The following is a 22,485-nucleotide window of genomic DNA, read 5'->3' as shown; positions in this document are numbered from 1 at the left end:
CGCCCCACCATCTGAGGGGTTAACCCCTGAGATGGTGGGTTGCCCCCTTGGGATCCGGCTAGGCAACCCACCATCTGAGGGGATAACCCCTCAGATGGTGGGCGGTGGGCGGTGGGGGTCTGAGGGGATAACCCCTCAGATGGTGGGCGGGTGGGCGGTGGGGTCAGGCGGAGATGCGGAGTTCGGTGGACTTCGAGAAGAGGTGGAGCTTGTCCGGCTGCGGGGCGAGGTGGACGATGGCGCCCTTCTCGTCGTGCAGGCGGGTGCCGACGCGGGCGATGATCTGCTGGTCGTCGGTGTGGACGGCGCTGCCGTAGAGGTAGGCGTCGGAGCCGAGATCCTCGATCACCGAGACCTTCACCGCCAGCCCCTCGTCGGCCAGATGGAACGACTCCGGCCGGATGCCGAGCACGATCGTCTTGTCGTCGCCGGCCTTGGCCAGCAGGTCGCGGGCGATCGGCACCTTGTAGTCGCCGATCATCGCGCCACCGTCGACGATCTCCGCCTCGATCAGGTTCATCGCCGGCGACCCGATGAAGCCCGCGACGAACAGGTTCTTCGGGGCGTCGTACAGGTTCAGCGGTGTGTCGACCTGCTGGAGCAGACCGTCCTTCAGGACGGCTACCCGATCGCCCATCGTCATGGCCTCGATCTGATCGTGCGTGACGTAGACGGTCGTGACGCCCAGCCGGTGCTGCAGCTCGGCGATCTGGGTGCGGGTCTGGACCCGCAGCTTCGCATCGAGGTTCGACAGCGGCTCGTCCATCAGGAAGACCTGGGGATCACGCACGATCGCGCGGCCCATCGCCACCCGTTGACGCTGCCCACCGGACAGGGCCTTCGGCTTGCGCTCCAGGTACTCCTCGAGGCCGAGCAGCTTCGCGGCCTCAAGAACTCGCTTGACCCGCTCTTCCTTGTGGATGCCCTGCATCTTCAGCGCGAAGCCCATGTTGTCCGCGACCGACATGTGCGGGTAGAGCGCGTAGTTCTGGAACACCATCGCGATGTCCCGCTCCTTCGGCGGACTGTTGGTGACGTCGCGGTCACCGATGTAGATCGATCCTTCGTTGACCTCTTCGAGCCCGGCGAGCATCCGCAGCGCGGTCGACTTACCAGAGCCCGACGGTCCGACCAGGACCACGAACTCGCCGTCCTGGATGTCCAGGTCGAGCTTGTCGACGGCGGCGATCTCGGTGCCGGGATAGACCCGGGTTGCTCCCTTGAACGACACAGTGGCCATGTCGCTGACTTCCTTTCCTCCGCCGGCAGGAACGTGCCGGACGATCCGTAGCAAAGGCCCCCAGGAGTGGGTGTCTACTTCGAGCGTACGTCGGGTTGGTGATGTATCAACAAAGTGGCATGCGTCACGCCCGGACCGACGCCGCCATCAGATCCAGCAGCGCGGTCACGGCTCGGCTCGGCCGTTTGCCGCTCAAGGTGATCGCCGACAACGTCCACGCCAGCTCCGTCCCCGCCAGTCGCAGCCGGACCACGCCGGGCACGTCCTCCAGATCGATCTCCGGTACGACGGCAACTCCCAGCCCTGCCCGCACGTAGTCCGGCACGGTTGTCAGATCCGGTACCTCCACCTGCACCCGCCGGGGAATGCCGGCCTGATCGAAAGCCCGATCCACCGCCGTCCGATTCCCGAACCCGCGCAGCATGTCGACGAACCGCTCGCCGGCCAACTCCTCGAGCCGAACCGCATCCGCTCCGGCCAGCCGATGCGAAGCCGGCACCAGTACGACGAACCGCACCGTCGCCAACTCCCGCGGCTCCAGCCCCGTCAGCTCCGCCGCGCTCAACCCAACCAAAGCGACGTCGAGCCGCCCGTGCCGCACATCGTCGGCCAACCCGCTCGACCCCGTCGGTGAGGTCGTCACCTGAACGTCGACCAGCGGATACCGCTGATAGAAGGCGCCCAGCAGCGAGGCCAGATCGACCAGCCCGAGTCTCGTCATCGTCCCGATCCGCACGCTGCCGCGCAGCCCGGTCGACGCCTCCTCGACCACAGCGCGGGCCCGGTCCAGCGCCTCCAGCGCAGCCTTCGCCTCGGGCAGCAGCGCCTCCCCGGTATCCGACAGCGTCACCCGCCGGGTCGACCGATCGAACAGCGTCGTCTTCAGATCCGTCTCCAGCGCCCGGATCGCCGCCGACACGGTCGACTGGACGGTGAAGAGCCGCTGCGCCGCCCGGGTGAAGCTCAGCTCCTCCGCGACGGCGACGAAGTACTCCAGTTGTCTGCTGTCCACAGATCCAATTATCGCCAGCCTCGATAAGACAGTGCAAGAAGATTCGTTGGACTCGATAGATCAATCGGCGCAACCTAGAAGCATGACAACTCTCTCCGGCCCCCGCTCGCTCGACAAGGCCGGTACCCGCGTGCACTTCGCGCACGGCGCCGGCTTCTGGATGATCGCCGTCGCCTTTCTGACCACGATGGCGTTCTCGACGGTCCCGACCCCGCTCTACGCCATCTACCAGCGCCGGGACGGGTTCCCGACCTTCCTGATCACCGTCATCTTCGCCGCCTACGCGGTCGGCGTGATGGTCAGCCTGTACCTGGCCGGCCACGTCAGCGACTGGCTCGGCCGTCGCCGGGTCGCGCTGCTCGCAGTACTGACCGAGGCGCTCGCCGCTGTGATCTTCCTGCTCTGGCAGGACGTGCCCGGGCTGCTGCTGGCTCGCTTCATCAGCGGTGTCGGTGTCGGCGTCCTGACGGCGACCGCGACGGCTCACCTGTCCGAGCTGCGACGGATCTCCCGGCCGGACGAGGACCCGAGTCACTCCGCGCTGATCTCGTCGATGGTGAACCTGGGCGGGCTCGCCTTCGGTCCGCTCGTCGGTGGGCTGCTCGCGGAGTACGGATCGAAGCCGCTGGATCGTCCGTACGAGTTGTTCCTCGTGCTGTTGCTGCTGAGCGCGCTCGGGATCGCGTTGGTGCCCGAGACGGTCGAGCGGCTGGAGGAGCGTCCGGCGTACCGGCCGCAGCGGGTCGCGTTGCCGAGTGCCGCCAAGCCGCAGTTCTTCGCCACGGCGGTCGGAGCGTTTGCGGCGTTCGCGATCTTCGGGCTGTTCACGTCGCTCGCGCCGACGTTCCTGGCCGGCACGTTGCACCACACCTCGCGGTTGCTCGCCGGGGTCGTGACGTTCGTGGTCTTCATCGCGGGAGCGGCCAGCCAGGTGCTGTTCGTACGCTTCAGCCGTCCGCAGCAGCTCCGGCTCGGCCTGGTCCTGATGTCGGTCGGCCTGGTCGGAGTCGCAGTCGGTGGCCTGATCCCCAACCTCTGGCTGTTCGTCATCGGCGGCGTGATCGCCGGCGCCGGCGTCGGCCTCGTCTTCCGCGGCGCCGTCGCGACCGCGGCCTCGCTGGCCGACCCCGGCTCGCGCGGTGAGGTGCTCGCCGCACTCTTCCTGATCGCGTACGCCGGACTCGCGCTCCCGGTCCTCGCCGTCGGCGTCGGCGTCGCCCTGCTCCCGGACCAGCTCGCCCTGCTGCTCTTCTCTGCCATCATCTTCGTCCTGGTCAACGTCGCCGGCCAGCGGATGTTGAAGGCCAACCGCACCTGATCGTCGACGCGGGCATGGCTGGCGGTTTCGTGCGTGCTGCGGGGTGCTCGGCACGGCATCTCGGCGCACTGGAGTGAAGGCCACGATGGAAAAACATCGAGGCCTTCACTCCAGCACGCCGAGCTACCGCACCGAGTACCTCCTCGCGACTGCACGAAACCGCCAGCCATGCCCTACTCTCCGACGCGTGGACATCGACGCGAGTCAGGTACAGGTCGGAGAGCAGAGCGCATACCTAGCCCGGCCGGTCGGAGTGACGGCCGGGCCGGGCATGTTGTTGCTGCCGATGATCACCGGGATCGGCGAGCAGCTCCGGGCGTGGGCGGACGAGCTGGCGGGGCGGGGGACCACCGCGCTGGTCTGGGATCCGTTCAAGGGCCGGAGTACGGACAACTCGACCCGGGACGAGCTTGGGGACTTGCTCGGTGGGCTGGACGACGACACCGCCCTCACCGAGCAGGTCGCGCTCCTCGACCACCTGCTCGGTGAGCTCGGCTGCACCAAGGTCGGCACGGTCGGCTGGTGCCTCGGCGGCCGGTTCGCTTTGTTGCTCGGGGCAAGGGATCACCGGCTCACGAACGTGGTGGCCTTCCACCCGACGGTTCCGTCCGAGCTCCGGCCGAACCACTCGTACGACGCGATCGCCGACTCCATCAACATCACCGCGCCGGTGCTGATCGCCTACCCGGGCGCCGACGCCGCCGTACCGGTCGCCGATTTCGAAGCGCTGCAGACGGCGTTGCAGAGCCGGGACACCGGGGCGACGATCACCCAGTTCTACCCCGGTGCCGCGCACGGTTACACCGATCGCTCCCGGCAGAGCGACCCGGTGAATGCCGACGCCTACCGGCTCTCCTGGCCGCAGGCGCTCGCGTTCATCGACGCCACCACCGCCTGAGCCGATGGCGCAGGGGTACAGCCGCAATCCCGCGCTGAGCCGCCGGATGAACCGCTTCTTCCGGCGGTCTGCCCCCACTCCGGAGCTGGTCGCCAAGGCGTACGCGAAGCGATTCATCACCGGCCCGGACGGACTCCGCTGGCGGCAGGGCGAGCGGTTCGCGGTCTCCGTCGTACCGGCCGCCGACGAGTCCTGGCTGCTCGAACGCACCCGGCTGCTCGTCGACACCCTGGTGCTGCCCGACCACCGTCCGGGGTCCTTCCATCCGTTGATGGTGGCGAGCAGCAACCAGGCGCCACTGGACGATCCGATGACGCTCGACCCCAAACGCCGGCGCAACTACACCGAGATGCAGCTCGGCATCGACACGCCGGATCTGACCGCGCTCGGCCAACGCATCCTCACCGCGGAGCCCTTGCTGCGCGCCGGAATCATCCATCTGATCCCCAACTACGCCGACCGCTCGACGACCTACACGGATCACCGCAAGGCCGACCGCACCGACCCGAGCCCCCGCGTCCTGGCCACCACCTTCGTCCAGGCCGACCGGCTCTTCGTCGACGCCGGTCCCGTGCCACCCGAGAGCTGGGCGGTCAAACACCTGCTCACCGCAAAGCTCCCGTACGCCGAAGCCGTCCACCCACTCGACTTCGACCGAGCCCTCCAAGCCGGCTGGCCGGCCTTCGACTCCTACCGCCGGCAGCTGCGGACGTCATGCGGGAACCCGCCGACGCTACCGGCCCTGTTCGCGGCCGCAGAGTCCGTACTCCGCGCCGAATTCCCCGACCGGGTGAAGACCGTAGAGGCCACCCTGGTGAGCGTCGACCACGGCGCCTTCGTCAACGCCTACCTCCCGTCGCGCACCACCGGCGACCTGTGGGACCGCATCGCCGAGCCGCCCGTCTTCGAGCCCTATCTCCCGTCGACCGACCTCGCCTGGATCCTCAATCGCTGACTGTCTCGACCAGGCCGGAGCGCAAACGTCAGGCCGCGGTGCTCGCCCGACGGTGAGCGGTTGGGCTCGTGCCCCTGACCCGCTTGAACGCGACGCTCAACGCGAACGCATTCGCGTACCCGACCTTCCGCGCGATCGACTCGACCGTGTCGGTCGTCTCGCGCAACATGTCAGCGGCCAACGTGATCCGCCACCCGGTCAGGTAGGCCATCGGCGCTTCACCGACCAAACCACTGAACCGCCGAGCCAGGCTGGCCCGAGACACCCCTGTGCGATCGGCCAGCTCGACAACGCTCCACGGGTGCGCCGGATCTTCATGCAGCAACCGCAACGCCAGCCCCACCACCGGATCGCTCTGCGCCTGGTACCAACCCGGCGCATGCGACTCAGGCCGGGCGAACCACGCGCGCAACGTGGTGATCAACGCGAGGTCGAGCCATCGGTCCAGCACCGACTGCTGCCCGGGCTCGTCGCGCTGGATCTCGCCGACCACCACATCCATCACGTGCCCCGCGACATTCGCGGCCGGCACCACCAGAGTTGGTGGAAGGGCCGAGAGCAGGCGGCGACTGACATCGCCTTCGAGCTCGTACGTGCCGCTGACCACCATCGCCTCACCGTCCGGGCGGCCGCCGTAGGTCCGGACGCCGAGCCGGGCGCTGTAGTCGATAGGGGCCCCAGGCAACGGTTCGCAGATGCCGCCCGGGTGGATCCGCAGATTCGGCACGGTGTCCGGCTGGTCGGCGACGACATAGGGCTCGGTGCCGGACAGCACGGCGACGTCGCCTTCCTCCATCCGGACCGGTGGCTGACCGCCGCGGAGGATCCAGGCCGAACCACGGACCAGGGTCGCCAGCGCGAGCGGCGCCTCGTCGACGATGTCCAGTCCCCAGGGCGGATCCAGGATCGTCAGGTTGAACACGCCACCGCGGGCCCGGGTGCCGGCGAGCAGGTCATCGAGGACGTCCATGTCGGCCAGCGTACTTCGGATTGAGACTCTCAGACATCGAATTGCACCAGACAACCATGGTTTGTCTCACTCAACCGCGATGAACTTGAGCCATGACAACAACGAACCCGTTCCTGATCATCGGCGGCAAAGGCAAGACCGGCCGTCGCGTCGTAGAGCAACTGGACGCCCGTGGCGTCCCCTACCGGTTGGCCTCGCGGTCGAGCGAGCAGCGCTTCGACTGGTACGACGAGAGCACCTGGTCGCCGACTGTGGCCGGCGTCGACACGGCGTACCTGGCACCGCCGGTCGGCCCGACCGGGCTGGCCCAGGCCGGTCGATTCATCCAGCAGGCGGCGGCCGAAGGGCTGCGCCGCGTGGTGCTGCTGTCCGGTCGCGGCGTCGGCAGCCCTGGCCGTGACTTCGCGGTCTACCAGAGCAGCGTCGAGCTGGAGAACTCGGTCCGGGCGAGCGGCGCCGACTGGACCATCGTCCGGCCCGCGTGGTTCGCGCAGAACTTCAGCGAGGACTTCCTGTTCGACTACGTGCTCGGCGGCGAGATCCGGGTGGCGGCCGGTGACGGCGGCGAGGCGTGGATCGACACCAACGACGTCGGTGACGTGATGGCGGCCGCGCTGCTCGACGAGCGGCACACCGGCGAGACGTACTCGCTGTCCGGACCGCGCACGCTGACCCTGGCCGAGGTCGCCGCGGTGTTGTCGACGGTCACCGGCCGGCAGGTGAAGTACGTGGATCTCGAACCAGCGGATTTCGTCGCCGAACTCGTCAGCTACGGGCAGACGGTCGAGGACTCGGAGGCCGTCCGCGATCTGTTCGCGGTGATCCGCAACCACCGTTCGGAGTACGTGTCGGACGGCGTCCAGCAGGTACTCGGCCGGGCTCCCCGCGACTTCGCGGACTGGGCGCGCGAGATCGCGAAGACCGGGGTGTGGTCGGTATGAACCTCACCAAGATCCTCACCCTGAGCGCCCTCGTCGGCAGCGCGTTGATGGCCGGGTTGTTCTTCGCCTTCGGTACCGCGGTGATGAGCTCGCTGGAGCGGATGCCGCCGGGGCAGGGCGCGACCGCGATGAACCTGATCAACGTCAGGATCCAGAACCCGCTCTTCCTGCTGGTCTTCTGCGGCACCGCGCTGGTCTGCGTCGCACTCACGATCATCGCCTTCGTGAAGAACACCCCGGGCAGGTCCTGGGTGCTGGCCGGCGCCGCCCTCTACCTGGTCGGCGTGATCGTGCTCAGCTTCGCCGTCAACATCCCGCTGAACGACCAGCTCGCCGCCGTCGACCCGCACTCCGCGGCCGGTGCGGCGGAATGGCTGAACTACCTGTCCAAGTGGAACCCCAGCAACAACATCCGGGCCATCACCAGCACGCTCGCCGTCGTCGCGTTCGCCCTGGCCCTGCACGCCGGCATTTCGAAGAACTTTGAAACCCAGCATCCGTCGGCCCCGTCCACTACTACCGTCGGAGCATGACGAGCCTCCTTCCTGTGAACGGCGTCGAGTTGTGTGTCGACACCTTCGGATCCCCCGCGGACCCAGCGATCCTGCTGATCCACGGGGGATCCGCGTCGATGGACCACTGGGAGCCCGAGTTCTGCGAACGCCTCGCGGCCGGCCCGCGCTACGTGATCCGGTACGACCACCGCGACACCGGTCGGTCGACCACCTACGAGCCGGGCGCACCGAAGTACACGGGAGAGGACCTGGTCGCCGACCCGATCGGCATCCTGGACGCGCTGAAGATCGACAAGGCGCACCTCGTCGGCCTGTCGATGGGCGGCGCCATCGTGCTGCAGCTCGCCGTCGAGCACCCGGACCGCGTCGCCTCCATCACCGTCTCCTCGACCAGCCCCAGCGGCCCGTCGGATCCCGATCTCCCGCCGCCGAGCGAGAAGCTCAGCGCCAGCTTCTCCGACGACACCCCGATCGACTGGTCCGACACCGAAGCAGCCCTCGACCGGCTGATCGCGGACGACCGCCTGTACGCCGGTTCGCTCCCGTACGACGAACCCGCCCGCCGTGCCCTCTACGCACAAGCCTTCGCCCGCAGCATCAACCCCGCCTCGGCCACGAACCACTGGTCAGTGGCCCCCGGCGGCTCGATCCGCCACCGCCTCACCGAAATCGCGGTACCGGCCCTGGTCCTCCACGGCACCGAAGACCCCCTCTTCCCCCCGGCTCACGGCGAAGCCCTGGCCCGAGAGATCCCCAACGCCCGCCTGGTCCTCCTCGAAGGCGCCGGCCACGAAATCCCCAGACCCACCTGGGACACCGCCATCCCGGAAATCCTCACCATCACCTCGACGAACTAGATTCCGCCCATGGAACCGATGGTGTTCGAGCACGACGACGTCTACCTGCACGTCGAGAGCGGGATCCTCGAGCTGTTCCGGCGGAAGCGCATCATCGGTTCGTACCGGACGCCGGTGAAGTGGGCGAAGGTCCGCGTCGAGGACCGCAAGAAAGGGCTGAGCCGCCTGTACTTCGGCAACGTCGAGCAACTCGACGAGCCGCTCTACGCGAGCGCACCCGGCCAACTGCTCGCGATGGCCGAGATCCGGACGGCCGACGAGCCGCTGTACCGGGAGTTCTTCACCGAGTTGGCTCGGCGGGCCGATCGCGGGGTCGGTGCATAAGTTCTGGTTGAGCGGACCGGTAGCGTGACGAGGGTGATCACCATCGAGCGCGTTGTCACCGTGGAGAAGTCCGTCGAGAGCGTTTTCGCCTACCTGTCCGACTTCGAGACGACCACCGAGTGGGACCCCGGGACAGTGTCGACGGTGAAGCTGGAAGGCGACGGCGGGCCCGGGACGAAGTACCGGAACAAGTCGTCCTTCGCCGGCCGCGAGACCGAGCTCGAGTACGTCGTGCAGCAGCTCGAGCCCGGCCGGGTCTTCCAGCTCCGTGGCGAGAACAAGACCGTCACCGCCCTCGACACGATGACGTTCCGCGCCACCGAGAGCGGCGGCACCGAGGTCACCTACCGCGCCGAGTTCGAGTTCAAGGGCGTCACCCGGCTGATCGAGCCGCTCTTCAAGACCCAGTTCAAAAAGCTCGGCGACGAGGCCGAAGCCGGCATGCGTACCGCGCTGGAGAAGCTCGAAGGGTAGAGCCTGGGTCACCCCGGTTGGGGTGGCTGCTGGATGGGGTGGGGGAGTTCGGACGGACAGGGTTGGGAGTACCTGATTCCGACTCCCCGGAGGATCCTGATGAAGCGGCTCCTGGCACTCCCCGCGCTGGTTGTTGCGGCGGCGCTGCCTCTATCGACGATCACCGCGACCGCTGCGCCGGCCGACCCCGTGCCTGCGCTCACCCGTGCGGCGCAACCTATTCGTAGTACTGATGCTGACAGCGGCCTGCGCGATCTGCGGCCGTTGGTCGCGATGGTCGGCAACGCTCGCGTGGTCGGCGTCGGCGAGGCGACGCACAGTTCGAGTGAGTTCTTCACGCTCAAACACAAGATCTTCCGCGAGCTGGTGGAGAGGAAGGGGTTCACCACCTTCGCCCTCGAGGCGTCGTGGAGCACCGGGCTCGACCTCGACCGGTACATCGTCAGCGGGGTCGGCGATCCGCGCGAGATCATGCGTCGCGACTTCCAGGGGTCGTACAAGTTCTGGAATGCGCAGGAGTACCTCGACCTGATCGAGTGGATGCGCTCCTACAACCGCACCCATGCGCGCAAGCTGCACTTTGTCGGCGACGACCTCGGCTACGCGAGCCCCGCCTTGCTCGACCGCGTCATCGGCTACGTCGGCAAGACCAGCCCCACACGGCTCAACGACATCAAGCGCCTGTACGCCGGTATCCGCTCCGACGCCGAGTACGAGGCCTGGAGCACGGCGTACCTCACCAAGCCGCTCGCCGAGCGCGTCAAGCTCGCGGCGGCCGCCCAGCGGGCCGTAGTACTGGTCGAGTCGTTGCCAGTCAGCCCCGAGCGGACCTGGGCGGCGCAGCACGCTCGGGCGATCTGGCAGATGACGAAGTTCTTCTCCTTCGACGTCACGGACCCGAAGGAACTGCCGAAGGCGATGTACTTCCGTGACGAGTCGATGGCGGCCAACACCGCTTGGTGGGCACGCACCACGGGCGCGAAGGTGGTGCTGTCGGCGCACAACGGGCACATCGCGCTAGAGACGGGATCGCCGGCCGACTACCCGAAGGCCCAGGGCACGTTCCTGTGGGAGCAGCTCGGGCGCGACTACCTCACCATCGGGACGTCCTTCGATCACGGATCCTTCAACTCCCAAGACATCTCGACCGGCGAGCTGAAGACCTTCACGCTGCCGTCGGCGGCGCCGGGCAACAACGAGTACACGCTCGACAAGGTCCCGTACCGCGACTATCTGGTCGACCTGCGCCGCCTGCCGGCCAGCACTCGCGCCTGGCTCGACGTACGCCGTCCGACGCGCGACATCGGCACCGGCTACCCGACCCCGGATCTGCCGATCAGGCTCGGCGCGAGCTACGACCTGCTCATCCACCTCAACCAGGTCTCGGCAGCGCATCTCCGCTTCTGAGGCGTGAGAAGAACCCGAGGCGAGGCCGCCTCGGGTTCTTCAGTGCATTCAGTCGGCCGAGCGCAGCATTGAGCGGATGCCGATGGTGAGGCCCAGGGCGACGGTGATGAAGGCGGCCAGCCAGCCCCACAGGACCGTGGTCGAGGTGACGGTGCCGGAGAAGAGAGTGCGTTCGGCATCGACGAGGTAGGACAGCGGGTTGAACTTGGACGCCACCCGCATCCACTCCGGCCCGGTCTCGAGCGGTAGCAGCATCCCGGACAGGATCATCAGCGGGAACAGGAACGTCTGCTGCACCACCCAGAACATCCACTCCTGCTTGCGTACCGCGATCGCCAGCGCGTAGCTGAACGACCCCAGCCCGACCCCGAACACGGCCAGCAGCGCGAGTCCGACCAGCGCGCCCACCGGGTGCAGGTCGAAGCCGAACGGCGTCATCACCGCGATCACGATCACTGCCTGCCCGAACAGCGGCACCATCTCCTTCAGCGCCCGACCGATCAGCAGCGACGACCGGGACAGCGGCGTGACCAGCATCCGCTCGTGCGCGCCGGTGACGAACTCGGTCAACAGGTTCGACCCGGTCGCCGACGTACCGAACAAGGTCGTCATCACCAGGATGGCCGGCACGAACCACTGCCAGACGCCACCGTCGAGCGAGCCGCCGAGCGACCCCGCCAGCAGCGGACCGAACAGGGCCAGGAAGACCAGCGGCTGGATCATCCCGAAGATCAGCGAGAACGGGTCACGGAGTACCGGCTTCAGCTCCCGCCGCATGACGAACGAGGTGTCGCGGAAGAGATTCCGGCTGACCGGTTGCGTGATCTGCCGAGTGGGAGTGGGAACGGTGAGGGTGGTCATGCTGCGGCCTTTCCGGTGGAGTCGGCCTCGCGCAGGCTGCGGCCGGTGAGATTGAGGAAGACGTCGTCGAGCGTCGGCCGATGTACCTGGGCTGTGCCGACCGGTACGCCGTACTGCTGCGCCGCCGCGATGAGTTCGGGCAACGCCCTCGGCCCGTCCTGGACGCGCACGGTCAGCCGATCGGCCTCGGCCACGACCTCTCGTGCTCCCGGCAGCTTGTTCGCCAGCTCGGCGACCCTGGAGAGGTTGCTCGGGGCAACGGTCAGGGCGAGCTGATCGCCCGCCAGGTCTGCCTTCAGCGCGTCGGCGGTGTCGTCGGCGATCACCTCGCCGTGGTCGACCACGACGACCCGTTCGGCCATCGAGTCCGCCTCGTCGAGGTAGTGCGTGGTGAGCACGATCGTCATCGCGTGCTCGGCGCGCATCCGCAGGATGTGGTCCCACAGGTTGGCCCGGTTCTGCGGGTCCAGCCCGGTCGACGGCTCGTCCAGGAACAGCAGTCCGGGCGCATGCACGAGTCCCATCGCGACATCCAGCCGGCGACGCTGACCGCCGGACAGTTCGGACACCTTGCGCTTGGCCAGCTCGCCGAGCTCGAGCGACTCCAGCAGTTCGCCGGTACGCCGCTTCGCCGCCCGCTGGTCGAGCCCGTAGATGATGCCCTGGCCGTAGAGCTCGTCGCGGACCCGTTGCGAGTGGCCCGCGCCGTTGCCCTGGCCGACGTACCCGATCTGCCGGCGGACCAGGCTCGGGTCGGTCGTCACGTCGTACCCGGCGACCTTCGCCATACCGGAGGTCGGGGCGATCAGGGTGGTGAGCATCCGCAGGGTGGTGGTCTTGCCGGCGCCGTTCGGGCCGAGCACGGCGACGAGCTCGCCCGGTTCGACGTCCAGGCTGATGCCGCGGACCGCGTGCACGGTCTCGGTACGGCTCACCACGAAGTCCTTGGTGAGTTCTCGGGTGCTGATCACGATGTCTCCTTGGTCGGGGGCTCTTGGAGACGACATTTCCAGCAGTAGAGGACAGGTTCTGGCCGTTACCCGTGGCAATCTGAACTCATGTCCGAAACCTCGGCTCGACTCCTCTCGCTGCTGTCCCTGCTCCAGGCGCGCCGCGACTGGCCGGGCGCGCTGCTGGCCGAACGGCTGGAGGTGAGCCCGCGCACGGTCCGCCGCGACGTGGACCGCCTGCGCGACCTGGGCTATCCGGTCCGCGCGAGCAAGGGCCCGGACGGCGGCTACCGCCTCGACGCGGGCGCCGACCTGCCCCCGCTGCTGTTCGACGACGACCAGGCGATCGCGGTCGCCGTCGCCTTGCAGACCGCGACGACCACGGTGACCGGGATCGAGGAAGGCGCCCTGCGCGCGCTCGCCACGGTCCGCCAGGTGATGCCCGCACGGCTGCGCCAACGCGTCGACGCGCTTCAGGTCACCACGGTCGACAAGTACGCCGATTCGCGCCGGATCAAGGTCGACTCCGACCACCTGATCGCCATCGGCACGGCCTTGCGCGCTCGCGAAGTACTCCGCTTCGACTACGCCTCACCAGGCGCCACCGATGAAGAGTTCGTCCCACCCCGCAAGGTCGAACCCCACCACCTCGTCACCTGGGGCGGCCGCTGGTACCTGGTCGCCTGGGACCTCGACCGCAACGACTGGCGCACCTTCCGAGTCGACCGGATGCTCCCCAAGACCCCCACCGGTCCGCGCTTCACCCCACGCGAACTCCCCGCCCCCGACATCTCCACCTACATCTCGGACCGTTTCCGCTCCCAGAACCAATGGCCCTGCCAAGGCACCGCCATCCTCCAAGCCAAAGCCTCCGACATAGCCCGCTGGGCCGGCCACGAAGCCCTCGTCGAAGAACTGACCCCCACCACCTGCCGCCTGACTCTCAGCGCCTGGTCCTGGACCGGCCTGGCGGCCACCTTCGGCATGTTCGAATCCGACCTCGAATTCGAAAGCCCCAAAGAACTGAAGGACGCCGCCCACCAACTGGCCGCCCGCTACACCTCAGCAGCTTCTTGAGTAGAGGCCAGAAGCTGGCCTCTACCGCTGTGAGACTTGAGGCATGACCAAGAACCCTGGTGGCAAAGGAACCGTTACTCCCTACGTTGCGGTGCGGGGAGTGGTGCAGTGGCTGGAGTTTGTGGAGCGGACGTTCGAGACGGAGAAGTCGTTCGCGGTGCCGAACGAGGACGGGACCATCGGGCATGCCGAGATCACCGTCGGGGACTCGGTGTTGATGGCGTTCGATTCGAAGCCGGAGTGGCCGGATACGCCGAGCTTGCTGAGTGTTTTCGTGGATGACGTGGACGCGGTGCTGGCGCGGGCGCTGGAGGCGGGGGCGACGGTGGTGACCGAGCTGACGACGTCGCGGATCGTGGGGGACCGGGGGTGCCGGATCAAGGATCCGCAGGGCAACATCTGGTGGTTGCAGACGCACCTGTACGACGTGGACCCGGCGACGCTGCCCGAGCTGTTCGCCGACCCTGCTGAGTTGGCGGCGATGAAGGTGCTGCAGGACTCGTTCGACGCGGAGATGCGCAGCAGGCGCTAGTACAGCTGCAGGTGTGGCTGGCTCAGCTCGACGCGAACCTATCGATCGCGGCCGTCACCAGCTCCGAGACGCTTGATTTCCCGGCGCCGTGGCCGGCGTCGCCGACGATGTGCAGTTCGGCGTCCGGCCAGGCCTGGGCCAACTCCCAGGCGGTGTCCGGCGGGCTGCTGATGTCGAGTCGTCCGGTGACCAGCACCCCGGGAATCCCGGCCAGCTTGCCCGCGTCACGAAGCAAGGCGCCATCCTCGATCCAGCCCGCGTGACCCCAGTAGTGCGACACGAGTCGCGCGAATCGCAGGCGGAAGACCGGGTCGTCGTACCGGGGATCCGGCTTGTAGCCCTGGTACGTCGACACATGCGTGTCCTCCCACTCGCACCAAGCCCTCGCTGCCCGGTCCCGTACCGCCGGATCGGGATCGTGCAGCAGCCGGCTGTAGGCGAGCGCGAGATTCCCGTCCCGCTCCTCGGCCGGTACGACGTCCCGGAAGCGCCGCCACTCCTCGGGGAAGATCCGCCCCATGTCCCGGGTGATCCACTCGACCTCGCGCGGAGTCGTGCTCGTGACGCTGAACAGCACGATCTCCGACACCGCCGACGGATGCTGCTCGGCGTACGCGAAGGCCAGCGTCGCACCCCATGACGCCCCCAGCACCAGCCACTTGTCGACGCCGAGGTGCACGCGCAACCGCTCGATATCGGCGACCAGATGCCAGGTCGTGTTGGTGCTCAGGTCAGCGTCCGGCCCGGCGGCATCCGGCGTACTGCGCCCGCAGCCGCGCTGATCGAACAACACCACCCGGTACTTCGCCAGGTCGAAGAATCGACGCCAGAACGCGCCCGCCCCCGACCCCGGACCGCCATGCAGCACCACAGCCGGCTTGCCCTCGGGGTTGCCGCAGACCTCCCAGTAGACGAGCTGCCCGTCGCCCACGTCGAGCATCCCCTGGTCATACGGCTGCGTTGCGGGCGTCTCCATGGATATGAATATAACAGTGCTGTTAGATTACGTTCCATGGAAGGCGCGATCGGTACCCGGTTACGGCATGTGCTGGAGTTGCTGGACGGTGACGTGGCCAAGGTCTACGTGGACGCGGGCCTGCCGGAGTACCGGCCGCGGTTCTCGCCGATCGTCCGGACGCTGGTTGCCGAGGGTCCGTTGTCGATCCGGGCGCTGGCCGCGGCGGTCGGGGTGACGCATTCCGCCGCCAGCCAGACGGTTGCCCAGCTCAACCGGTCCGGCTTCGTCACGCTCGAGCCCGGCGAGGACGCGCGGCAGCGGATCGTGCAGCTGACCGACAAGACGCGCTCGTTGTTGCCGACCATCGAAGCCGAGTGGCAGGCGACCACGGCCGCTCTCGCTGACCTGGATGCGGAGCTCACGGCGCCGCTCGGCCAGATCCTCGACGAAGTGGTCGCCGCCGTCGAACGCCGGTCGTTCCGCCTGCGGATCAACTCAAGCGGCCTCGTGGGCGACGGTCCGTCAGGCCGCGTCGTGGAAGACGAGACCGAGGGTGTGCCGGATTCCTGACCGGACGGTGCTCACGCCGTGCCGGACCGGCGAGGCCGACCAGCCGCGAGCCGACTTCACCGGGCGATCGCGGGTGGTGAAGATCAGCCCTTGCCCCTGAGGCAGCATCGTGACGGTCCCGCGCGACTGCGCCCGCGGCCGCTGCTCGACCAGCAGGAACTCGCCGCCTTCGTGGTCGACGCCCGGCTTGTTCAGCCCGATCACGATCTGCAGCGGGAACACGAGATCGCCGTACAGATCCCGATGCAAGGCGTTCCAGTCGCCGGCCTGGTACTTGAGCAGGATCGGCGTCGGCTTCGTCTGCCCCGCGCGGTGACAGTCGTCGAGCCACTCCTCGAGCGTGTCCGGCCAGGGCGCGGGGCGGTTGAGCTTGGCCGCCCAGTCGCGCGCGACCGGGAGCAGTTGCGGATAGAACTCCTCGCGGAGCTTGGCGACGAGGTCGGGGAGTGGGTGATCGAAGTACCGGTACTGCCCCGAGCCGAAGCGGTAGCGGGCCATGTCGATCGTCGAGCGGAACCGCCGCACCTCGTCGTACAGGCCGGCGATCTCCGCGCACTGCTCCGGCGTGAGCAACTGTCCGATCAGCGCGCAGCCGTGTTCGTCGAGCTCTTCTCTCCAGGTCATACCGATGGAACGGCCGGCGGCGCTGAGGTGTGAGTCAGAGGACGCCGGTGTAGGTGAGCGCGAAGGTCCCGCACGGCAGCAGGAACAGCGACGCAAGAATTACCACGCCCTTGAAGGTCATCCCCGGCCCGATGAACCGCCGGTACGCCGCGACGAGCACCGGCACCATCACGATCTCCAGCGCGAGCATGCTCCGCGGAATGACCGCGTCCAGCGCCGCCAGCAGCACGGACAGCCCCGCCGCCGCGATCCAGAACGCAAACCCCAGCCGGTACGTCGCTCGCGCACCGAGCCGCACCGCGACGGTCCGGTACCCGGCCGCCCGATCCGCCTCGAGATCCGCCAGCGTCGTCGGCAGGTACAACCCGATCGCCGCCAGCGTCCCCTGCAACGCCATCACCCAGGGAAACCCATCCAGCCCAGGCCGAACCGCCGCCCACCCCGCCAACGGCCCGAACGTCCCCAACGCCAGCGAGTTGACCGCCACATCAAACCCAGCCCGAGTCTTCAACCGCACCGGCGGCACGCTGTACGCAAACCCCAACACCACCGCCAGCACCACCCCCGCCGCGAAGAGCGGACCAACCACCAAAGCAACCGCGATCGAAGCAACCCCAGCACCAAGCGCCAGTACCTTGGCCTCGGCCAGCGTCACCCGCTCATCGAGCAAAGGTGACTTCGACTTCCGCGGGTTGATCAGATCCCCAGGCAGGTCGTACGCATCGTTGATCGCCAACACCGAAAGCCAAAGCAACGGTCCCATCACCACAGCGCCGACCAACAACCGCGGCCAGACCTCAACCGCGGGGACCAGCCGATGCGTGGCGAGCAGAACCCCCACGTAGTACGGCACCACCGAAACAACCCAAAACGCCGGCCGCCCGACCGCGAGCACATCCCGCACCCGCGGTACTCGAACAACTCTTGGTCCCACCAGTGTGGTCACACAAACCACACTGCTCCTGTGGGTGGATCAGCGGGTCCCTCCGGTGGGTGAATCGGCTCACTCTCAGGCGTGGATGTGCGCAAGGACACCGATCTCGAGGGCTATCCAGACCTCGCCGTTGGCGCCGACTGCCAGGCCGTGCGGCTCGGAGTTCTCGCCGAGGGGGATCTCCTCGGTCACCGCACCCTGCGCATCGAGCCGGATCGCGGAACCCGAGCCCCACAGCGTCACCCAGCAGCCGCCGTCGTCGGTTGCGACGACCGCGTGCGGCTTGGACGAACGGTCCGGCAGCGGATACTCGACGATCTTCCCGTCAGCGTGGATCCGCCCGACCTGGCCGGCCAGCAACTCGGTGAACCAGACCCCACCCGCCCCCGCGCTGATCCCCACCGGCCCAGCACCTTCGGTCGGCAATGGATGCAAGACCACCGCGCCATCCGGTGCCATCCGCCCGATCGCGTTCCCCTGGTTGAGCGCGAACCACACCCCGCCCTCATCCGCCGTGATCATCGCCGGAAACCCACCGCTGCTCCCGAGCTCGAACAACGACACCTCCCCATCCACCGTCACCCGCCCGATCCGATCCACGTTCATCAGCGTGAACCACAACGCCCCGTCCGCCCCCACGCACAACCCGTACGGCCCCGACCCGACCTCAACCGACGAAACCACCCCATCGGCCCCGATCCGCCCGATCCGCTCATCACCGTTCCGGGTGAACCACACCGCCCCATCCGGCCCCGCCACGATCACACTCGGCCGGCTCCCGTCGGCATCGACCGAGAACCGCGACACCACCCCATCCCGCGCGACCCGCGCGACCGCTCCCGCATGCACCAGCGTCGTCCACACCGCACCGTCGCCACCCACCGCGACGCCGTACGGACCTTCATTGCCCTCAGCAACAACGATCTCAGCGCTTCGCAAGACTCTTCTCCTCCAGTTCGAGCACCTCATCACGCCACCGCGACACGAACCGCCGGTCATGACTCACCACGACCAGCGCCCCGTCGTACGCGTCCAGCGCAGCCTCCAACTCCTCCACCAACACCAGCGACAGATGATTGGTCGGCTCATCGAGTACCAGTACGTCGTACTGCGTGGTCAGCAACTCCGCGAGCGCCAACCGCCGCCGCTGCCCGGTCGACAGCTCCCGCACCCGCGTCTGCAACTGCTCCCGCTTGAACAACCCCAACCGCCCAGACCCGCGATGCCGCATCAACTCTTCCCGCAACGTCGCATCCGGCCGCGCCTCGACGACGTCCTGCGCCAGATACCCGATCCGCCCCCGCCGTTCCACCGACCCGGAGTCGGCCGCCAGCGCACCGGTCAGTACGTCGAGCAGCGTCGACTTCCCAACCCCGTTGGGTCCGGTGATCAGCAACCGATCACCCTTCGAAACCTCAACCGACGCAGGCCGCAGCCGCCCGGCCACCGACACCCCGACCGCATCAAGCAGCACCCCACTCGACCCAGCCGTCCGCAACGCGGCCGTGAACCGCAGCGGCTTCGACGGCACCGGCGGCGGATTCTCCTCCAGTCGCCGCAACCGTTCCTTGGCATTGCGGATCTTGCTCCGCTCGGCCTGGTTCACGCGGTCACCCGCGATGCCGTACGCCATCTTGTTGTTGTCCTGCATCGGCCGCCCGTAGGCGACCCGATCCGCCGCGGTCCCGACCGTCGACCGCATCACGGCGACCTCGTCCTCCCAGACCTGCCGCGCCTGCGCGATCCGAGCCCGCTCGGCCGCCTTCTCCGCGAGATATCCGGCGTACCCGTTCCCGTACCGAGTGACCTGATGCGTATCGCCGTCCACCTCGAACAACGTCGACGCGACCCGCTCCAGGAACGCCCGGTCATGCGATACAACGACCGTCGTACCCGAGCGTGACAGCAGATGATCCTCCAGCCACACCGTCGCTGCCAGGTCGAGATGGTTCGTCGGCTCGTCGAGCAACAACACCTCAGCACCGGCAACCAGTACCGCGGCCAAGTGCAACCGCGCCAGCTCCCCACCCGACAGCGACGACAACACCCGGTCGCCCGGCAAGGAGCTCAACCCCAACCCGGCCAGCGCCCGTTGGAACCGCGCCTCGGCGTCGTACCCCTCGCGCACCTGGAACGCGGTCTGCAACTCGCCGTACTCGTCCAGCACCGAAACGTTGCCGTCAGCAAGCAATCCCTCGAGCTCGAGCAACCGCTTCTCGATCGCGCGCAACTCGGCCAGCGCGTGGTCCAGTGCCGCCGCCACGTCGAGATGCAGGGGGAGCGGATTGTCCTGGCCCAGGAAGCCGATGCTGCCGGCGATGGTCACCTTGCCGTCGAGGTCGGGCTGGTCGATCCCGGCCAGGATCCGGAGCAGGGTCGACTTGCCCGAGCCGTTCTCGCCGATCAGCCCGCTCACCTCGCCGGGCGGGAAGGCGCAGCTCACCCGATCGAGCACCGGGCGATGGTCGTACGACTTGGAGATCTCCTGCAACGACAGCTGGGTAGACATACGTGTCCTCCTGACTCGCTGGAACGGACGGACCTCACCCGAGACGGGTGGACCGGTTCGACGGCGAATCAGAACTCCACGACTACCTCCTGCTAATGCGACGAATGTTGCGTTAAGATCATGCCATGCCCGCTCCCCGGAACGCAACCTCAGCCGCCGCCGATGCGGCCGTCACCGGTGCGGAAGGCGGGGATGACGCTCGCGGCGAGCGGGCGAGGCCCGGCGGCCGGACGGCCCGGGTTCGCGCTGACGTGCTTGCGGCAGTCGAGGCGGAGTTGGCCGAGCACGGTTACGACGGGCTCACCGTCGATGCGGTCGCCGCGCGTTCCGGCGTACACCGCACCACCGTGTACCGCCGTTGGCGCACCGTCGACGGCCTGCTGGTCGACCTCCTGGCGATGGGCGCGGACGACTCCTGGATCCCCGCCGAGACCGGCACCCTCGAAGGCGACCTCGTCGAACTCAACCGCGAGATCCACGCCTCGCTCACGATCAGACCCTCCCTGACGACAGCCGTCATCGCCGCCTCCTTCCGCACGCCCGAGGCTGCCAACGCGCTGCACGGCTTCTGGAAAGACCGGTACGAACGTAGCGCCATCGTCATCGCCCGAGCCATCGACCGCGGCGAGATCCCCGCCGACACCGACGCCCACCGCGTCCTCCTGACCGCGACCGCACCCCTCTTCCACCAGCTGACCCTCCTGCGCCAGGACCTCTCCGAGGCCGACGCCGACCGCTACGCCCGCGACGCCGCCCGAGCAGCGAAGGCCGGCATCCTCCGCGCCCCCTGAAAGCCGCCTCCTGAAAGGATGAGGAAAAGCCGAAGGAGGCAACCAAGTGTCCGGACGTCTGACGGACGAGGTCGTGCTCGTCACCGGAGCCGCTCGCGGAATCGGCCGGGCAATCGCGATCAAGGCGGCCGAGGAAGGCGCCGCCGTAGCGCTCCTCGACATCCTGCCCGACGAACTGGAGACCACCACCGCCGAGCTCGAGCACTCCGGCGCGACCATCGCGGCATCCGTCGGCGACATCACCGACGAGGACTCCGTACGCCGATCCGTCGCCGAACTCACCAACACCCTCGGCCGTCCGATCACCGTCCTGATCAACAACGCCGGCCGGAACTCCTACGCCGACGCGACCACGATGACCGTCGCCGAATGGGACAGCGTCTTCGCCGTCGACCTCAAAGGCGCCTGGCTGATGGCCCGCGCCGTGCTGCCCGAGATGATCGAGGCCAAGCGCGGCGCGATCGTCAACATCGCCTCGATCCACACCCAGCTGACCACGGCCGGCATGTTCCCGTACGCCGCCGCCAAGTCCGGCCTGGTCGGCATGACCCGCAGCCTCGCCCTCGACGTCGCCCCGCACGGCATCCGCGTCAACGCCGTCAGCCCCGGTTTCATCGCCACCGACCTGCTCGAAGAGTTCTTCGACACCATCCCCGACGCCCGCGAAACGGCCCTCGCCGTGCACCCGCTCGGCCGGGTCGGCACCCCCGAGGACGTCGCCGAGGTGGTCTGCTTCCTGGCCTCGAAAGCCGCCGCCTTCGTCACCGGCGCCAACTGGTCCGTCGACGGCGGTCTGGGCATCCGCTGCGCCTGACTGTCACACTTCTCGCCTGGCGCGAGTCGGACAAGTAGAGCCGCGAGAACCGCGGCCGCACCGACCGACAGGAGCCAGAACCATGACCGCAACCGTCCTCGTCACCGGCGGCACAGGAACTCTCGGGCGGCTGACCACCCCGCTGCTGAGGGACGCCGGCTTCAAGGTCCGGGTGCTCAGCCGCAGCAGCCACGAGCCGGCCGACGGGATCGAGTACGCCGTCGGCAACCTCACCACCGGCGAAGGCATCGACGCCGCCGTCGCCGGGGTCGACACGATCGTCCACCTGGCCGGCGACGCCAAGGGCGACGACGAGAAGGCCCGCACGCTGGTCAAGGCGGTCAAGGCAGCCGGTGGTAAGCCCCACATCGTCTACATCTCGGTCGTCGGCGCCGACCAGGAGTCCTTCGCGTACTTCGCCTTCAAGCGCGGCGCCGAGCAGGTGATCGCGGAGTCCGGTCTGCCGTGGACGACAGTCCGCGCCACCCAGTTCAACGACCTGATGCTGACCCTGGCCAAGACGCTCACCAAGCTTCCCGTAGTACCGGTCCCCACCGGCTTCCGCGTCCAGCCGATCGACGCCCGCGACGTAGCCGCCCGCCTGGTCGAACTAGCCCAAGGCGAACCCGCCGGCCTGGTCCCCGACATCGCCGGTCCCACCATCTACACCCTCAAAGAGATCATCGGCTCCTACCTCACAGCCACCCACCGCCGCCGTCCTCTCCTCCCCATTCACTTCCCCGGCAAGGCCCCCCGTGCCTTCCGCGCCGGCGTCAACCTCGCCCCCGCCAACGCGACCGGCACCCATACCTGGGAGTCCTTCCTCACCGACCGCGTCGGCTAGCCCGCTGAGCTCCATCAGGTGTTGGTGGACCAGCTCGTCCTTCGAATTAACAAGGCTGTACGAAATAGGGCAGAAGGGTTTTCGCCGCATCAGACAAGTACTGGGTGAGG

25 protein-coding genes are annotated in these 22,485 nt (G+C 68.0%); 15 read left to right on the top strand and 10 right to left on the bottom strand.

Annotated features, from left to right (window positions below):
• Nucleotides 1–163 precede the first annotated feature (163 nt).
• Both ABD116_RS37820 and ABD116_RS37815 read right to left on the bottom strand, forming a co-directional pair.
• Nucleotides 164–1,240, bottom strand: a complete 1,077-nt coding sequence (locus ABD116_RS37820; RefSeq protein WP_343982248.1) for an ABC transporter ATP-binding protein — start codon at nucleotides 1,238–1,240, stop codon at nucleotides 164–166.
• A gap of 124 nt (nucleotides 1,241–1,364) precedes the next feature.
• Nucleotides 1,365–2,252, bottom strand: coding sequence for a LysR family transcriptional regulator (locus ABD116_RS37815; protein WP_343982245.1), 888 nt, complete (start codon nucleotides 2,250–2,252; stop codon nucleotides 1,365–1,367).
• A gap of 82 nt (nucleotides 2,253–2,334) precedes the next feature.
• Between ABD116_RS37815 and ABD116_RS37810 the strand changes: the two genes are divergently transcribed.
• The 3 genes from ABD116_RS37810 to ABD116_RS37800 all read left to right on the top strand — a co-directional run bounded on the left by ABD116_RS37810 (nucleotide 2,335) and on the right by ABD116_RS37800 (nucleotide 5,423).
• The gene (locus ABD116_RS37810; protein WP_343982242.1) at nucleotides 2,335–3,570 is read left to right on the top strand and encodes an MFS transporter; all 1,236 of its coding nucleotides are present in this window, start codon (nucleotides 2,335–2,337) and stop codon (nucleotides 3,568–3,570) included.
• Between the two features lie 187 nt (nucleotides 3,571–3,757).
• The gene (locus tag ABD116_RS37805; RefSeq protein WP_343982239.1) at nucleotides 3,758–4,468 is read left to right on the top strand and encodes a dienelactone hydrolase family protein; all 711 of its coding nucleotides are present in this window, start codon (nucleotides 3,758–3,760) and stop codon (nucleotides 4,466–4,468) included.
• 4 nt (nucleotides 4,469–4,472) lie between these two features.
• Nucleotides 4,473–5,423 carry a hypothetical protein gene (locus tag ABD116_RS37800; protein WP_343982237.1) on the top strand — a complete coding sequence of 317 codons (951 nt, stop codon included), beginning with the start codon at nucleotides 4,473–4,475 and terminating at the stop codon, nucleotides 5,421–5,423.
• 28 nt (nucleotides 5,424–5,451) lie between these two features.
• Here the strand turns inward: ABD116_RS37800 and ABD116_RS37795 are convergent, their stop codons facing one another.
• Complete coding sequence (locus ABD116_RS37795; protein ID WP_343982234.1) at nucleotides 5,452–6,393, bottom strand: AraC family transcriptional regulator; 942 nt, start codon at nucleotides 6,391–6,393, stop codon at nucleotides 5,452–5,454.
• Between the two features lie 92 nt (nucleotides 6,394–6,485).
• On the opposite strand from ABD116_RS37795, the gene ABD116_RS37790 reads away from it, so the two are divergent.
• From ABD116_RS37790 to ABD116_RS37765, 6 genes are all read left to right on the top strand, one after another.
• Nucleotides 6,486–7,334, top strand: a complete 849-nt coding sequence (locus ABD116_RS37790) for an NAD(P)H-binding protein (RefSeq protein WP_343982232.1) — start codon at nucleotides 6,486–6,488, stop codon at nucleotides 7,332–7,334.
• Nucleotides 7,331–7,867, top strand: coding sequence for an anthrone oxygenase family protein (locus tag ABD116_RS37785; RefSeq protein WP_343982229.1), 537 nt, complete (start codon nucleotides 7,331–7,333; stop codon nucleotides 7,865–7,867). The genes ABD116_RS37790 and ABD116_RS37785 overlap by 4 nt, the downstream gene beginning before the upstream one ends.
• Nucleotides 7,864–8,706 carry an alpha/beta fold hydrolase gene (locus tag ABD116_RS37780; RefSeq protein WP_343982226.1) on the top strand — a complete coding sequence of 281 codons (843 nt, stop codon included), beginning with the start codon at nucleotides 7,864–7,866 and terminating at the stop codon, nucleotides 8,704–8,706. Before ABD116_RS37785 ends, ABD116_RS37780 begins: the two co-directional genes overlap by 4 nt.
• Before the next feature lie 9 nt (nucleotides 8,707–8,715).
• Complete coding sequence (locus tag ABD116_RS37775; RefSeq protein ID WP_343982223.1) at nucleotides 8,716–9,030, top strand: hypothetical protein; 315 nt, start codon at nucleotides 8,716–8,718, stop codon at nucleotides 9,028–9,030.
• 33 nt (nucleotides 9,031–9,063) lie between these two features.
• On the top strand, nucleotides 9,064–9,504 hold the full coding sequence (locus ABD116_RS37770; protein WP_343982219.1) for an SRPBCC family protein: 441 nt from the start codon (nucleotides 9,064–9,066) through the stop codon (nucleotides 9,502–9,504).
• 99 nt (nucleotides 9,505–9,603) lie between these two features.
• Nucleotides 9,604–10,911 carry an erythromycin esterase family protein gene (locus ABD116_RS37765; RefSeq protein ID WP_343982216.1) on the top strand — a complete coding sequence of 436 codons (1,308 nt, stop codon included), beginning with the start codon at nucleotides 9,604–9,606 and terminating at the stop codon, nucleotides 10,909–10,911.
• Between the two features lie 48 nt (nucleotides 10,912–10,959).
• On the opposite strand, the gene ABD116_RS37760 is transcribed toward ABD116_RS37765, so the two are convergent.
• Both ABD116_RS37760 and ABD116_RS37755 read right to left on the bottom strand, forming a co-directional pair.
• Complete coding sequence (locus ABD116_RS37760; RefSeq protein ID WP_343982210.1) at nucleotides 10,960–11,772, bottom strand: ABC transporter permease; 813 nt, start codon at nucleotides 11,770–11,772, stop codon at nucleotides 10,960–10,962.
• Nucleotides 11,769–12,743, bottom strand: a complete 975-nt coding sequence (locus ABD116_RS37755; protein ID WP_343982208.1) for an ATP-binding cassette domain-containing protein — start codon at nucleotides 12,741–12,743, stop codon at nucleotides 11,769–11,771. Before ABD116_RS37755 ends, ABD116_RS37760 begins: the two co-directional genes overlap by 4 nt.
• Before the next feature lie 87 nt (nucleotides 12,744–12,830).
• On the opposite strand from ABD116_RS37755, the gene ABD116_RS37750 reads away from it, so the two are divergent.
• Nucleotides 12,831–13,799, top strand: coding sequence for a helix-turn-helix transcriptional regulator (locus ABD116_RS37750; protein ID WP_343982205.1), 969 nt, complete (start codon nucleotides 12,831–12,833; stop codon nucleotides 13,797–13,799).
• A 43-nt stretch (nucleotides 13,800–13,842) separates the two neighbouring features.
• A complete protein-coding gene (locus ABD116_RS37745; RefSeq protein WP_343982203.1) occupies nucleotides 13,843–14,331 on the top strand; it encodes a VOC family protein in 489 nt (162 codons plus the stop codon).
• 22 nt (nucleotides 14,332–14,353) lie between these two features.
• Here the strand turns inward: ABD116_RS37745 and pip are convergent, their stop codons facing one another.
• Entirely contained in the window at nucleotides 14,354–15,307 is a 954-nt protein-coding gene (gene pip, locus ABD116_RS37740) for a prolyl aminopeptidase (protein WP_343982200.1), read from the bottom strand.
• Between the two features lie 36 nt (nucleotides 15,308–15,343).
• Between pip and ABD116_RS37735 the strand changes: the two genes are divergently transcribed.
• A complete protein-coding gene (locus ABD116_RS37735; protein WP_343982197.1) occupies nucleotides 15,344–15,859 on the top strand; it encodes a MarR family winged helix-turn-helix transcriptional regulator in 516 nt (171 codons plus the stop codon).
• Here the strand turns inward: ABD116_RS37735 and ABD116_RS37730 are convergent.
• The 4 genes from ABD116_RS37730 to ABD116_RS37715 all read right to left on the bottom strand — a co-directional run bounded on the left by ABD116_RS37730 (nucleotide 15,812) and on the right by ABD116_RS37715 (nucleotide 19,926).
• The gene (locus tag ABD116_RS37730) at nucleotides 15,812–16,483 is read right to left on the bottom strand and encodes a 2OG-Fe(II) oxygenase (protein WP_343982194.1); all 672 of its coding nucleotides are present in this window, start codon (nucleotides 16,481–16,483) and stop codon (nucleotides 15,812–15,814) included. The genes ABD116_RS37735 and ABD116_RS37730 overlap by 48 nt on opposite strands.
• Nucleotides 16,484–16,517: 34 nt before the next feature.
• On the bottom strand, nucleotides 16,518–17,429 hold the full coding sequence (locus tag ABD116_RS37725) for a UbiA prenyltransferase family protein (protein WP_343982191.1): 912 nt from the start codon (nucleotides 17,427–17,429) through the stop codon (nucleotides 16,518–16,520).
• A 63-nt stretch (nucleotides 17,430–17,492) separates the two neighbouring features.
• Complete coding sequence (locus ABD116_RS37720; RefSeq protein ID WP_343982188.1) at nucleotides 17,493–18,356, bottom strand: Vgb family protein; 864 nt, start codon at nucleotides 18,354–18,356, stop codon at nucleotides 17,493–17,495.
• Nucleotides 18,343–19,926, bottom strand: coding sequence for an ABC-F family ATP-binding cassette domain-containing protein (locus tag ABD116_RS37715; RefSeq protein ID WP_343982185.1), 1,584 nt, complete (start codon nucleotides 19,924–19,926; stop codon nucleotides 18,343–18,345). Before ABD116_RS37715 ends, ABD116_RS37720 begins: the two co-directional genes overlap by 14 nt.
• 125 nt (nucleotides 19,927–20,051) lie before the next feature.
• Between ABD116_RS37715 and ABD116_RS37710 the strand changes: the two genes are divergently transcribed.
• The 3 genes from ABD116_RS37710 (at nucleotide 20,052) to ABD116_RS37700 (ending at nucleotide 22,375) form a co-directional block, all read left to right on the top strand.
• Complete coding sequence (locus ABD116_RS37710) at nucleotides 20,052–20,717, top strand: TetR/AcrR family transcriptional regulator (protein WP_343982182.1); 666 nt, start codon at nucleotides 20,052–20,054, stop codon at nucleotides 20,715–20,717.
• A gap of 46 nt (nucleotides 20,718–20,763) precedes the next feature.
• On the top strand, nucleotides 20,764–21,531 hold the full coding sequence (locus ABD116_RS37705) for an SDR family NAD(P)-dependent oxidoreductase (protein WP_343982179.1): 768 nt from the start codon (nucleotides 20,764–20,766) through the stop codon (nucleotides 21,529–21,531).
• A gap of 82 nt (nucleotides 21,532–21,613) precedes the next feature.
• The gene (locus ABD116_RS37700; RefSeq protein ID WP_343982176.1) at nucleotides 21,614–22,375 is read left to right on the top strand and encodes an SDR family oxidoreductase; all 762 of its coding nucleotides are present in this window, start codon (nucleotides 21,614–21,616) and stop codon (nucleotides 22,373–22,375) included.
• Nucleotides 22,376–22,485 lie beyond the last annotated feature (110 nt).

Origin of the sequence: Kribbella koreensis, assembly GCF_039525325.1 — a bacterium.
Taxonomy (GTDB): domain Bacteria; phylum Actinomycetota; class Actinomycetes; order Propionibacteriales; family Kribbellaceae; genus Kribbella; species Kribbella koreensis.
This window is presented reverse-complemented; position numbering and strand designations above follow the sequence as displayed.

Excerpts from the sequence above, each read along its gene's own strand:
- pip (WP_343982200.1), bottom strand. The coding sequence starts at position 15,307 with ATGGAGACGCCCGCAACGCAGCCGTATGACCAGGGGATGCTCGACGTG.
- ABD116_RS37745 (WP_343982203.1), top strand. The coding sequence starts at position 13,843 with ATGACCAAGAACCCTGGTGGCAAAGGAACCGTTACTCCCTACGTTGCG.
- ABD116_RS37800 (WP_343982237.1), top strand. The coding sequence starts at position 4,473 with ATGGCGCAGGGGTACAGCCGCAATCCCGCGCTGAGCCGCCGGATGAAC.
- ABD116_RS37765 (WP_343982216.1), top strand. The coding sequence starts at position 9,604 with ATGAAGCGGCTCCTGGCACTCCCCGCGCTGGTTGTTGCGGCGGCGCTG.
- ABD116_RS37780 (WP_343982226.1), top strand. The coding sequence starts at position 7,864 with ATGACGAGCCTCCTTCCTGTGAACGGCGTCGAGTTGTGTGTCGACACC.
- ABD116_RS37735 (WP_343982197.1), top strand. The coding sequence starts at position 15,344 with ATGGAAGGCGCGATCGGTACCCGGTTACGGCATGTGCTGGAGTTGCTG.
- ABD116_RS37775 (WP_343982223.1), top strand. The coding sequence starts at position 8,716 with ATGGAACCGATGGTGTTCGAGCACGACGACGTCTACCTGCACGTCGAG.
- ABD116_RS37810 (WP_343982242.1), top strand. The coding sequence starts at position 2,335 with ATGACAACTCTCTCCGGCCCCCGCTCGCTCGACAAGGCCGGTACCCGC.
- ABD116_RS37820 (WP_343982248.1), bottom strand. The coding sequence starts at position 1,240 with ATGGCCACTGTGTCGTTCAAGGGAGCAACCCGGGTCTATCCCGGCACC.
- ABD116_RS37790 (WP_343982232.1), top strand. The coding sequence starts at position 6,486 with ATGACAACAACGAACCCGTTCCTGATCATCGGCGGCAAAGGCAAGACC.
- ABD116_RS37715 (WP_343982185.1), bottom strand. The coding sequence starts at position 19,926 with ATGTCTACCCAGCTGTCGTTGCAGGAGATCTCCAAGTCGTACGACCAT.
- ABD116_RS37750 (WP_343982205.1), top strand. The coding sequence starts at position 12,831 with ATGTCCGAAACCTCGGCTCGACTCCTCTCGCTGCTGTCCCTGCTCCAG.
- ABD116_RS37795 (WP_343982234.1), bottom strand. The coding sequence starts at position 6,393 with ATGGACGTCCTCGATGACCTGCTCGCCGGCACCCGGGCCCGCGGTGGC.
- ABD116_RS37785 (WP_343982229.1), top strand. The coding sequence starts at position 7,331 with ATGAACCTCACCAAGATCCTCACCCTGAGCGCCCTCGTCGGCAGCGCG.
- ABD116_RS37710 (WP_343982182.1), top strand. The coding sequence starts at position 20,052 with ATGCCCGCTCCCCGGAACGCAACCTCAGCCGCCGCCGATGCGGCCGTC.
- ABD116_RS37760 (WP_343982210.1), bottom strand. The coding sequence starts at position 11,772 with ATGACCACCCTCACCGTTCCCACTCCCACTCGGCAGATCACGCAACCG.
- ABD116_RS37730 (WP_343982194.1), bottom strand. The coding sequence starts at position 16,483 with ATGACCTGGAGAGAAGAGCTCGACGAACACGGCTGCGCGCTGATCGGA.
- ABD116_RS37700 (WP_343982176.1), top strand. The coding sequence starts at position 21,614 with ATGACCGCAACCGTCCTCGTCACCGGCGGCACAGGAACTCTCGGGCGG.